Source organism: Flagellimonas oceani, assembly GCF_011068285.1.
Classification (GTDB): domain Bacteria; phylum Bacteroidota; class Bacteroidia; order Flavobacteriales; family Flavobacteriaceae; genus Flagellimonas; species Flagellimonas oceani.
Window position 1 is genome coordinate 2,604,060 of the sequence record NZ_CP049616.1, and the last position, 11,844, is coordinate 2,615,903.

Sequence of the window (11,844 nt, forward strand, 5' to 3'; positions counted from 1 at the left end):
CGTTTATTGCCATTTGTTTTCAAAAAAACTGCTAATGATAGGGTCTAAAAAGGTTAGATGAAACTACTCCCTATTATATGCTGGGCAAACAACTCCAATTCAATTTGAACTTTTAAGATTTCAGGAATCCTCGTAAGTAGTCCCTTTTAAAACAACCGCACAGCTATTGACTAAAAAATATCCATTATAAAGGGGCTAACCGCCAAAATTCAACTACTAATTTATAAGGTATTTCTGGCTATATTCCACTTTAGGCGTGTTTACATTCTAAATTGGAATATACAAAATAGTCTTTGCCGCGGTTAGACTTTGACTGCCCTTTTTCGTTTGAGCTCTTTGATATCCTGTCTTAATACCTGCATCTTGGCCGTTTTTTCCGGAGGGAAGCCAATAGCCGTTTTCTTTTTATGGGTTTCCATCGAACGCAGGTTATAGTCCAGATCGAATTTTTTGGAGCTGATTTCCCGTTGTACCTTTTGACATAGTTTGAACAGTTGCAGGGCCACTTTTTCCGGGTCGAACCGTTGCTGTTTTCTGCCAACGATGTGGATATTCCTAAACTCCAGTCGATAGCAATAGAGATAATTGTGATTTGAGGGAACATATTCTGCTTGAAAGACCAAATTGGCATTCAGGGTTCGCAAACGGGCAACTTGCTTGTGCTTTTGTATGTTCAGGTTCAAATTCGACCGTTCGACCATGGCCAAGCCCAATTGTTTAAGGAAAGTTTTGGGTTCCTTTACATTATGGACACTCGATTCGAGTTCGGAACCCGAAACGAGACCTAGCAAACCTCTTTGCAACTGGTCCATGTCCTCGGGTTCGATTTCATCCATGGGCATGTTCATCCCGCTGATCGCATTTTGCGCCCTTTCCAAATCGGCCACTTGGGAAACAATATGTTTGTTTTCCTTTTCGATGCGCTCGATGGCCTTGAAGGAATTGGCCTTGTTGAGCTCGTGCAACCGCTTTTGCGATTGTAAAAACTTTAGGTCATCAGAAAGTTTGACGAGTTGAAATTGGTCCATATCCCCAATCAACGCAGCCTGCATCTGCTCATAGGACAGGCTCTTGTCATCGGGAACAAGGTCGTCATAGATACGCTTGTTCGGGTCGGCTTCCCTGATCTGTTCCCGGAACCTTTCCTTATGGGTATTCAACGAATAGGAAAAGATATCCGTGGAATCCTTGATGCCGTAGAATCGCTCCACCACCGTATTGCCATAGATTTGGGCCACTTCATTTCCCTTGCGCAGGCCCCGTCCGGCCCTTTGGTCAAAGGCATCGGGGGAATAGGGAATGTCCATATGGAAGATGCCTACGACCCGTTTTTGGATGTTCGTGCCCGTACCCAATACCTGTGTACTACCGAGTGCCACCCTAATCTCTCCATTTCGTATCTTTTCCTGCATGAAATCCGTTTTGTTCTTAGCCTTTTCCTCCTGAGCCAAGGCAATTTCATGGGCTGGAATGTCATAGTCTTCCCAAAGGATTTCGCGGACCGTGTCGTACGAGTTGTACTGTCCCGGTTTCCAAACATTCAGGTCGGAGAACACCAAACACACCCCTTTGTGTTCCGATGTTTTTTTATAAAGCTCGGCAACATCCCGGCACAGACGTTGCAGTTTGAATTGGTCGAGTTCCGAAAAATCGATGGCAAGATTGTCCTTTGCCAAAGGGTCGATCAAAAGGGAACGGTTGATGTTGAGTGCCGTTATGTGTGCGGACTTCATTTGGTCTGCGTTGTAAATGGGAACCTTGAACAGGGCATTTTGGTTGCGATCCTTTGTAAACCTGAGCGAGGCCTGTTTGAGTTCTTCATAGGCTGGTGTCGACTCCAAAATGATAAATTCCCTGTCCACTTCAAGGTCATGGGTCTTGAAATGTTTGTCCCTACAGATATGGGTAAAGGAGTTGTACATCTTGCTCAATTCGGGCAGATTGGTATAGTATCGAAATCGCGCATGCATCCTCGGATCCCCGAAAATGTTCGGTTCGATGCTTACGCTCTGCTTCAGGAAAATCGAGGCCCAGGCATCGAAATTGAAGATGTTCTTGCGCTTCAGTGCCGCAGGGGTAAGATAGCGCTGGTAGGCATACAGTTCGGTAACCGAGTTTTTTAGAGGGGTGCCGCTATAAAAAAAGATGTTTTTGTCGGGACCCATCCTGTGGTGGATGGATTTTATGCTGATTTCAAGGTCCAGGTTCCTTTGACTGTCCGAATGGTTGTTGAGGCCGGATACGTTCTGATGCCGGGTCGTGAAACCGATGTTCTTGAAATAATGGGCCTCGTCGATCATCAAAGCTTCGATGCCTAGATCCGTCAGGGTCGTTTCCATCCCATCGGACCGTTCCTCCAATTTTTTAAGGGTCGCCTGTAGCTTGCCCTCCAAATGTTCCTTCCTTTTGATCAGGCCCTTGATCAGTTTTTTGGATTCCTTTATATTTCCGTATTCCCTTGCCGTTTGTAGGTCCTGTTCGATCATATCGATTTTTTCTTCGAGGATATCCAGGACGAAGTGCCTTGATTTGGGAATCTGCTTTAAATGGCCATGCTCGGCGATGATCAGGTCAATGGCCCTGTGGTTTTTAATCGTTTTCAAGGTCTTGGCCCTCTTGCCCTTGGCCATGTTCTTGGAACTCAATCGGAGCATGTTCAGTTGGGGAAAATTGGCCCTGATCTCGGCCTCGATCTGGGGGGCTACGCTTTTTAAAGTCAGTAACAGGGTTCTCTTGCTCTTCCCGTGCTGTTTCAGTTTATGGGCCAGCATCGCCATGGAGAGGGTCTTGCCCTTGCCGACCTGATGATCGTTCAGGGCACTCCCTTTGGTAAGCCCGAAGAGTGTGGAATCGATCTGGTGCTGGTAGGGCGGGTAGACCAAGGTATCCGGAAAGGTGAGCCATCCCTTGGGTACCGTGATATTGACATCGGCCAAAAAGGCCTGATAATAGTTGTTCTCTATGGTGGCCTTCAATTCTTGGCTCCCTTCGATAAAGGACTTGAAGTGGAGCTGCAGTTCCTCATAAATATTTTGGGCCATCAAGGTGGCATCCTTGTCCAGTTTCCTGATGGTCTTTCCGGACCTGTCCTTATACGAGGTAAAGATGACAGGATACCTGTTTTCAGCAAAATGTTGCAATATCCGTTTATAGTTCGCCTTGACCTCATGGTGCAGCACCACACTGAAACGTTCGTGGGCCTCTTGGTTAAAGTCCCTGGGGAACATCAGGGTCAGGGTGGAATTGAACTGGGCCATATTGATCTGTACCTTCTCGCCTATGAGCTCCTCTAAAAAGGACTCCTTCGCGGAAATGGGGATAAAATGGCTTTCGAAATTGAACTCGATATCGTCCAGGTCCAACTTTATGGGAAGCAGCTCCGTCAACGCCTGTTCCATTCTTTCCGTTCCGATTTCGAATGGCGGAGGATGGTTCCCGACATAATCGATCTTATCCTGGATATAGCCACTCGAAAATAGGAAATAGGGCACCACTGCATAGCCCGTTTCGGATTCCCTATCGGGCTCTAGAAAAAGGGAGCGGGTTTCCAGCCCGTTCAGCAACAGTTCCTTTTCGTTGGTCTTAAAGGCTCTTGTGATGGCTGCTATATCGATCTGTCCGTTATGGTCAAATTGGTAGCGCGCCATTTGTTCGGGATTCTCGAATCTGGGTTCCTTTGAGTCGGATGTATCTGTGCCAATTTCAGCAGAAGCGGTTTCATCGGGTTTGGTTTTGGCGCGGGGAGCCTTTAGAAATCGTTTCAAGGTGAACGACGGATTTTTGCCATAGCCCTTTCCATCCTCCTTTTTCTCAAACTGTTGGCGGACCTGCTCGAAATAATGGTCGTCCTTCAGAAATATGAGATGCCCCTTTAGGAATCCCCACTTAAAATGGAAGGTGTCCAATTGGTAGTCCAAGTCCTGGAAGCGTCGGGCAACTTCTTGCTCCGGAAGTTCCCTTTTTTCGATATTGAGGTTGAGCAGTACGAGCTCGTTCCGCATACGGGCATAGTCCGCCACCAATTCCCTGATTTTATGGGGTACCTTTCTTGTGCGCTGTGGGTCGGTGTAAAACAAAACTTCGCCCTTCTTGTTAAAATTGTAGGTACCAAAAAACAATCGGGAGTATTGTTTGGCTTCTTTATCGTGCAAGGCAATCGGAGGTAAAACCGTATCGACGATAGGAGGCGTTGGTGGTGCTGCCGTTTGTTCCTCGGCTATGGCCTCCTTTGGCAAGGGTTCCGGTTTTTTCGGTATATCTAAAGGTGCCTGACCGACCTCGAACTTGAAACCATCGGATTGTCCTTCCAGAAAATTCGACAGGGATATTTCGTTAGGTTCAACAATAATGCTTGGCCTGTTGTGGAAAAAGCCGAGCTTGGGCGTACCGTGAACATTTCCCGGATTGTTCTTGAAAAAACGATTGGTCAGAAAGGATTGACCTTCCAGTTCAACGGCTTCGGTTTCCGCAAAATCCATTTCGTCGGCGGACAGCGTTTTTTTGTTGGAAGTCCTACGGTACAACAATAGATCGGATACGACCTTGGTGCCCTCGTTGGTGAACAAGTCCGTGTTGAAACGGTTGGCCAGGAGCAAGTCGTTATCCAATAATATAGACTCCCTAAAATCATTGTAGGCACTTCGCTCGGCAAAGGCGGAAGAGGTAACCAAGGCCGTGATTCCCCCATGGCGTACCATCTTTGGGGCATAAAAATTAAAATAATTGCCCACATTCTTGAGCGGACCTTCCGTCAGGTAATCGTGTCGATAGGCCTTGGTGATGGGAATGTCCCCAAAAGGGATATTGGTCATGACCAGATCGAAACGGGTCTTTTCCCCTTGATCCAGAAAAAAATCCTCAAAAGTGGTGTTCAGTACGGTTACACGGTCGTCTTTTTGGTTATTGGCCTTAAGGATTTCAAACGATAGGATATCGGGTTCCAAAGCCGTGATTTGGGCTTCGGGAAACGCCTTTTTCAATTCCTGCACATAGGCCCCATTGCCCGCCGAGGGCTCCAGTATGGTCTTGGGTTCGAACCCGTTCTTTTTTAGAAGACCGATTTTATATTCGATAAGGGTCTTGGGGGTATAGTAACTGGTCAGATGGTACCGCCGCAACGAAGCCAGAATTCCCCTGAAGGTCTCCGGGAAGGCCTGTTCAAGGGTTTGCAGCAATTGTTGCCCCTGTTTTTCCTTCCCAGATGCAGGATAGAACAACAGCTCCCCCAACTTGGCAAGTCCGGAATTGTTGATATAATAGTTCTTGGGATTCGATGCCTTTATCAAGGCAACGATCTGAGCCAAATGTTCCTGTTTCATCCCGAATTATTGAAGCGATTTCAGGATGGCCGCCTTTCCCTCGGGGTCTTTTTCGTTCAAGGCCCGATAGATATCCGACAGGGCTTCATTGGCATGCTCCAGCGCAAGGGGCCCAATGTGGCCGTCCTCAAGAAACTGCCCCTGTAATTTGGCGTGCAGGATATAGGCATTGATGGCAAAATCAAAACGGTATTCCGCAGCATCCAAACGGGCGGTCAGGTTCGGATAAGCCTCCAACGCGTAAAAACAAAAATGAAGGTCGGGACCACATTCCCCATTGGCAAGCTGGCGCTCCCAGTCCTTGATCGTTTCCGGATGTTCAGTTCGGAACCTTTGGGTTTCCGAAGTAAGTAAGAGTTCTTCCTGTGTCATGGATTGTATTTTTTAAGGTTTGTTTGACAGTATAAAATCAATTGTGCTTTCAATGTTTCGATTTGGAGTTTCGTTCAATTCGATAAGGTGTTCGTACAAGGCGTTCTTGAACAGTATCACGCCGTCAAGTGAATCGAAGCGATGGAAAACGTGTCGACCCTTTTCGCAGCGGATGAAAAGCTCAAAGGCCTTTTTCTCGGTGCTTTGGCTCAATGGTTTTAATACTTCTGAGGTAAAATCCATCAATGTGGTAATACTTTCCATAAGGAAAGCATCCCGTAGTAAGGGACGGCCATTTGTGTCCAAAATCGTTATCTCAAAAAGCATGGTTCAAATGGAAATTTTAATTTGTCTTTTTTTCTTTGTCCCCAATGGTTCCAAGACATTGGTATGGTTCATATATTCCCTATAGCTATGGTAGTATTCGGGATGTTTGCTTTTTAGATTGGCAATGGGCCTATATTCCTTGAGTTCTGGTTTCTTGCCTTTTTTCGACAATGCAAAGTAGGTTTTGCCCGAACCGTAATGCTTTTTTAGCAGTAGGGTATCGTTGGTCTGCCGCAAGGGAATCTTGTCCACATCTATGAGATAGTCCTTCTTCTCAATAAGGTTTTTGACGACCTCGTACTTTAACCGTTTCGGGACGTTTTTGGATTCCAAAAAATCATCCAGCAATGTCCATTGCTTTAAAACATCGATACCTCCCACACTGTCCGTAGCCTTTAGGAATAATCTGTTCCCATGAATGCCTAGGGAAACGCCGTATTTGGTCTCGGCCAAAAAGGTTATTGATTTTTGTCCAAGTAATGTGCGGAATTCGCCTACCGAGAGATATAGGCGATTTTTTTCATTGGCGACTTTTAGATAGGGCACCAGTACGACAACGTTTTTTCCTAGGGTTGCGGGAACGAAAAGTCCATCCAAACCTTGTTCGACCTGAATAGGCAATGTTTTGGATAATTTCGGTAGTTTACCGACCGGGGGCACCATAGGCCGGATGCCATTTTGCAGATGCCGATTGTACGAGTACATATTTCGTAAAGTATCGTTGAAAAGGTGGAGCAGCCTGTTTTTGGTCTGTTTATCCAAATGGTTGACATCCCTTTGGAAATACCTGTGCTTCATAAACAAATGATCGGATTTGGAAGGGTAAAGGTGTTGAACCCTTTCCTTTAGTAGCGAAATGGTATTGTTGTTCCAGACGGGACAATTGTTCAAATGTGCAAAGGATATATAAGTCCTATTCTCCATGCTATTATAGCCCAATAGCAGTTTCATCAACTTATTTTCGTTTTCATGGATGGATATGCGGCCTACGGGGGTGATATTCCTGTCTTTTTGGAACAGCCGGTTTTTACTTTTTAAAAGGGCCAACTGCTCTTTCAATGCCGTATTGATAAAACCCGATTCGGCCAATTTGAGATTGCGGACATATCGCAGCTTTCTAAGGTCGTTCAATTGATCGGTCGGAACGGACTTAAATTCAAATTCTTTAAATGTACTGAAGTCGGGATCCAAAAATCGGGATACCAAATTTTTGACCCTGTGGAAGAGTTTAATGGCAAAGCGAATAGTAAGGTACGATTTCATGGCTATCGGTTCAATCAGTTTTTAAATTGGAATACACCTCATATTTTATATTAAAGGAAGGTGCTGGATTTATCCTGTTTCCGTCCTTAATGACCTCGTAATGCAGATGGGGACCAGTGGAAATTCCCGTACTCCCAACGGTTCCGATAAAATCATGGGCATCGAGTGCTTCCCCTAGGGCGACCGCCACGGATTCCATATGCCCGTATAGGGTACTGAAACCATAGGCATGTGAAATGATGACATGCAGGCCATGCCCATTGGGATCGTTTCCGATATGGGCCACCCTTCCGGCAGCGGTACAATAGATCGGGGTATCCTTCTCCGCCGCCAAATCGACCCCAAAATGTTTCCTTGTGATCCGATGGATGGGATGGTGGCGGTTTCCATAGGAACTTGAGAGTACATAGTGCTCCCGGAACAGGGGAACCGTCGAGGGCACACTGTCCAAAATTTTCGGCCGCAAGGGCAAAAACGGTTTTAACCGGTCTATTTGCTCGAAATTTTTCAAGTCGTGCAGAAGGTCGTTGAGCCGTTGATAGACAAGGTCTTCCCTAGATTCCTCGGTTATGGGTTGACTTATTTGCCTTGCAAGGTTTCCAAGGTCTTTTGTATTATGGGGATTATCGTAAAAAAATCGATTGGCGGCGATACAAAGAAAGAACACCGTGACAAAAATCCAGTAATTACTGTTCTGCGGGGTAAAATGACCGCTATCCTTGGAATTGGTCACGTCGCCCACTTTTTGGGCGCATCCCTTTATCCAACCGATCGAGGATTTTTTAATGTTCTTCCAAACGCTCATAACGAATTTATTACAAAGGTTTTTGATAAAATTTTGATTATTGCAAATTTTATTTATATTTGTAGCAATTATTGCAAATATATGTAATTTTTACAAATATGAACAACAGGTGGCGAAAATTTGATGCAACGCTGGATGTCCCGGCCCTAATGGATTATTTTAGGCTTGTGGTCCAACGTGAGACGCGTACTTTTATATGCTACCAAATCGGGAAGGAGCAGTACATCGTTATCAGGACCGAACTCGGATATCGCTATTACAAGCCGAGCGGACCCAAGACAAAACTGACCGCTTTTGACTTTATACTGGAGCGGCTTTCTCGAACCGATGCAGAGGCGAGAACGGGTCTGTGGACCAAAGTCGAGGATTTCTATACGGAACTTGAAAAAAAGCCGGAATTTTTTCTAAATAACGGCTCCAAAAATTCACTTGAAATTGTTGACATTGATTTCAACCATTTTGAAACGCTCAACGAGGAACTTTCCTTAAGGCCGAAAAGCCTAGGGGGCGACGGTTCCGACATTTTTAAAGATCGTATCTACGAAAATCCGGAAGGCCGACTGTATTTCCCCTATCGCAACTTGGCCAACACCCTCACGGGATATGCCATGGAAAAGGATGGAAAGCTTTCCCTGATAGCGGAAAGCGATATTTCCAAATCGGTTTGGTTCAGTAAGGTACCCGATACCATCAAGCATTTGGTGGTACTCCGCAACCCTATGGAAGCTATGGCCTTTCATCGAAGGTTCCAATTGGAGGACGTGGTCTACCTTACGATATCCAAAATCAATTACGAGACCTCGAAACTACTGGTGCAGATCCTGAAGCGTACCAAACTGAAAAAAATGGTGCTCAGTTTTACCGGATCATCCAAGATCGAAGGCTATATCCACGACCTGATGCTCATTTCCTTTATCAACGACTCGCGTTTTTTGTTCCGGGTGGGCAAGGACCATTTGGCCGTCCGCTTCGATCCCGAAGGGCAGAAACCGTTGGCCAAGCTGCACAATGAGGTACTAAAATACAACGGTAGCTTGGCAAAGGAATATATCAAATACAACAAGGTGCCCGACCAATCCCTTTTGAACAGGAAGAGCATCGTGCTGACCAAGGAAAAGCAGTGGGTATCGTGCCGTATTCCCTTTGAGGTCAACGCACTTCGCTATTTTCTCTGGAGCTATTACCGAAACTATATGGACAAGACCGTTGAGATCGTTAAACCCGTACACGCCAATTGGAGGCTGGAGTTCGAAGCGAACGGGGTCTATGTCGGAACCGAAAAATTAAAGGCCTTTAGGATGGCCGTATAAATAAAGGGGGCGCTCCCGCCCCCTTCAATCCTTAATTCCGGACATGAAAAATGGAAATGTCATATCCAGAATTACAAAGTTAACAATTGTTTATTAATCCTTAATTTAAAACTTGAAAAATGGAAAAACAAGCACAGCAGGTTTTCGTAAAAGTGAACCAACGGTGGCAACGGGCTACCGTAACCGGAGAAAAGGACGGAAAGGTATCCGTCGTGAACAACGAGGGACAATCGTTCAAAGTGCCCAAAAAAAAGAAGTATTATGAACCCATCGAATCCAAGGACCAGAAATTTGCTTATAAGGACCTCGAAGAACAATTGAAGGGCCATTATATCAGCTATAAAAAAATCCTCCCGAACGTACGCACAAATCTGACCGAGGGACAGGAGCATTTCCACGAGTCCACCTATATCTCCGAGGGCGAGCTCAAGGAAAGTGCCAAAATGATACAGATGGTATATGACCGGAACTTGGGTACTAGACTGGACGTCCAGTACCGTAGAAATGAAAAGGTAACTCTGGACGAGGCATGGGCCTATAACCATACTTTCAGCGCCGATGAGTTCGAGCGCATGGTGGACAAAAAGGAGTTCGTGCTGTTCCAGGGAAGCACCAACGACGGCGAAGTGTTCCAAAAATTGGCCTATTACGAGCCAAAGGTACAGGATATCCGTACCAAACCGGCACTTTCCACGAACACCTATTTTTATGGGGTAAAGTTGACGGCGAAACAGGCCGATGCACTCAACAGGGGCCAGGAGCTCGAAATGGTCATCAAGAGCAAAGTCCACGGGAACAAACCGTATTTGGTATCCTGGTCCCCGCGCCGACAGACCTTTATTACCAAAAAAGTCGATTTGGAAAAGGCCAAAAAGCTTGAGGTCAACCCCGGCGAAAAAAAAAAATCGCGCGGCCGAGGCATGAAAGTCTGACCGATTGACCTAACAATGGGCCGTCCGTCACGGACGGCCTTCTTTTCATCCATACTATCTACAAAAGCAAATAACCTCAGGGCAACCCTACGAGGCATTCACAATGAAAAGACTTACAATTATCGAGATAAGTCTTTAGCATTTAAATCTCGATTACTGACTAAAGTTTGGGACATAACCGCATGTAATGCTCCCAAAAAAACCATGCCTATATGAAAAATTATGCCGAAAATCCGGAGCACTACAAACGGTTGATCGCCCAGATCGATCGTGAGGTCGATTTTCCCGGATACCTGATCGCACAGGGCTACCAATTGCTCAAGAAAAGTTCGGGTTCACAGGAATTTGGCAAGGAGGCGGAACGCCTCGTCCTACAGACAAAAAGAAATCCCGTAACCTATTTCAATCGCAACGACTCTTCGGACAAGGGGCGATTTTTCAAATACCTCCACAAACGCTCCGCCAATTTTTACGAAGCCGTAAAACAGGGACTGGGCATCATCCAAAGGGATTATCCCGAACCTTCCCCGGCCAAGGTGCACCAAAAGAACAACAGGCATATCAGCTTGGAAGATCGTTATCATATCGGCCCCTTGACCAGACCGAACTATTTAACGGAAGGTCGCGGACTCTCCATAAACACCCTCCAATCCGAAGCCTTCAAGGGCAGGATCTTCAATGCCTTCCACGTCAGTGATAACAAGGGCCGCATCGCCAATATCGCCCTTCCCAAATATGGGTTGGACGGAAAAATCAAGAACTATACGCTTTATAATAGGCCCTATCGGGACAGAAAGGACGGAAAGGTGAAAAAGTTCCGCTTGTTCCTCAACGAGCGTTATGAATACCTTTTCGTTTCCAATCCAAATATCAACGCAGAAAAAATAGTTTGTGTGGAGAGCGGTTTCGATGCCATGGCCTACCATGAACTGCACGGTTGCCCAAAAACATTCTACATCTCCATGTCGGGCCATATCGACGAGCGGAAACTCGAACAGTTCCTCCAATGGAATCGTACGGTAGATCCATCCCATACGCTCCCTCTTCTTTTGGCCTTTGACCATGATATCGAGGGGATGCGCTACGACCTTATTCTTTTGAGCCATTGGATCAATCGAAAGTCCAACCGGGTATTCATCGAAACGGATTGGAAACGCCCCGTGATGCGTTTGAAACTGAACTATCTCACCAAATCCATTGCTATCATGGAACGGGATACCGATTACATCAATGAACGGATTTCCAGAGGTTCTCACGGAATGCCCGAAGGTCTTCAAAAAGCCGTCTGCTATCGCGACAAGGTGCTTTGGGAATTGGATTTGGAAAGGATAGTCTCCCTCCCCCAACATTCCAGAACCTATTGGCGGCTGGCAGTGGAGGCACTTTCCCAATGCTTCGCACAGGGTATCCTGAAAATGGACAAATGCCCCACCATGAAGGATTGGAACGAGGAACTGATCTCGGTAAAAAAAAAGTCCAGTTGTCGGCTAGTGAATCTACTTTAAAGACTGTCATGG

The 11,844-nt window shown here is 46.0% G+C and carries 8 protein-coding genes; 3 read left to right on the top strand and 5 right to left on the bottom strand.

The annotated features are described in order from the left end of the window. Positions 1-302: 302 nt before the first annotated feature. The 5 genes from GVT53_RS12015 to GVT53_RS12035 are packed head-to-tail and all read right to left on the bottom strand — an operon-like array spanning position 303 to position 8,085. A complete protein-coding gene (locus GVT53_RS12015) occupies positions 303-5,318 on the bottom strand; it encodes a helicase-related protein (RefSeq protein WP_119648313.1) in 5,016 nt (1,671 codons plus the stop codon). 6 nt (positions 5,319-5,324) lie between these two features. Then, the gene (locus GVT53_RS12020; protein ID WP_094997563.1) at positions 5,325-5,690 is read right to left on the bottom strand and encodes a hypothetical protein; all 366 of its coding nucleotides are present in this window, start codon (positions 5,688-5,690) and stop codon (positions 5,325-5,327) included. 12 nt (positions 5,691-5,702) lie between these two features. Further along, positions 5,703-6,017 carry a hypothetical protein gene (locus GVT53_RS12025; protein ID WP_094997562.1) on the bottom strand — a complete coding sequence of 105 codons (315 nt, stop codon included), beginning with the start codon at positions 6,015-6,017 and terminating at the stop codon, positions 5,703-5,705. Between the two features lie 3 nt (positions 6,018-6,020). Then, positions 6,021-7,280 carry a hypothetical protein gene (locus GVT53_RS12030; protein WP_119648312.1) on the bottom strand — a complete coding sequence of 420 codons (1,260 nt, stop codon included), beginning with the start codon at positions 7,278-7,280 and terminating at the stop codon, positions 6,021-6,023. A gap of 10 nt (positions 7,281-7,290) precedes the next feature. After that, complete coding sequence (locus tag GVT53_RS12035; protein ID WP_119648311.1) at positions 7,291-8,085, bottom strand: M23 family metallopeptidase; 795 nt, start codon at positions 8,083-8,085, stop codon at positions 7,291-7,293. A gap of 98 nt (positions 8,086-8,183) precedes the next feature. On the opposite strand from GVT53_RS12035, the gene GVT53_RS12040 reads away from it, so the two are divergent. The 3 genes from GVT53_RS12040 to GVT53_RS12050 all read left to right on the top strand — a co-directional run bounded on the left by GVT53_RS12040 (position 8,184) and on the right by GVT53_RS12050 (position 11,832). Then, positions 8,184-9,395 (top strand): hypothetical protein, encoded by a 1,212-nt coding sequence (locus GVT53_RS12040; protein WP_119648310.1) that lies wholly within the window; start codon positions 8,184-8,186, stop codon positions 9,393-9,395. A 119-nt stretch (positions 9,396-9,514) separates the two neighbouring features. After that, positions 9,515-10,327: a hypothetical protein gene (locus GVT53_RS12045; protein WP_119648309.1), complete on the top strand. Its 813-nt coding sequence runs from the start codon at positions 9,515-9,517 to the stop codon at positions 10,325-10,327. Positions 10,328-10,539: 212 nt separating this feature from the next. Further along, complete coding sequence (locus GVT53_RS12050; RefSeq protein ID WP_119648308.1) at positions 10,540-11,832, top strand: toprim domain-containing protein; 1,293 nt, start codon at positions 10,540-10,542, stop codon at positions 11,830-11,832. Positions 11,833-11,844 lie beyond the last annotated feature (12 nt).

Bases quoted from the DNA above. Each gene is read 5' to 3' on its own strand.
- GVT53_RS12025 (WP_094997562.1), bottom strand. From the start codon at position 6,017: ATGCTTTTTGAGATAACGATTTTGGACACAAATGGCCGTCCCTTACTA.
- GVT53_RS12020 (WP_094997563.1), bottom strand. From the start codon at position 5,690: ATGACACAGGAAGAACTCTTACTTACTTCGGAAACCCAAAGGTTCCGA.
- GVT53_RS12035 (WP_119648311.1), bottom strand. From the start codon at position 8,085: ATGAGCGTTTGGAAGAACATTAAAAAATCCTCGATCGGTTGGATAAAG.
- GVT53_RS12030 (WP_119648312.1), bottom strand. From the start codon at position 7,280: ATGAAATCGTACCTTACTATTCGCTTTGCCATTAAACTCTTCCACAGG.
- GVT53_RS12040 (WP_119648310.1), top strand. From the start codon at position 8,184: ATGAACAACAGGTGGCGAAAATTTGATGCAACGCTGGATGTCCCGGCC.
- GVT53_RS12045 (WP_119648309.1), top strand. From the start codon at position 9,515: ATGGAAAAACAAGCACAGCAGGTTTTCGTAAAAGTGAACCAACGGTGG.
- GVT53_RS12050 (WP_119648308.1), top strand. From the start codon at position 10,540: ATGAAAAATTATGCCGAAAATCCGGAGCACTACAAACGGTTGATCGCC.
- GVT53_RS12015 (WP_119648313.1), bottom strand. From the start codon at position 5,318: ATGAAACAGGAACATTTGGCTCAGATCGTTGCCTTGATAAAGGCATCG.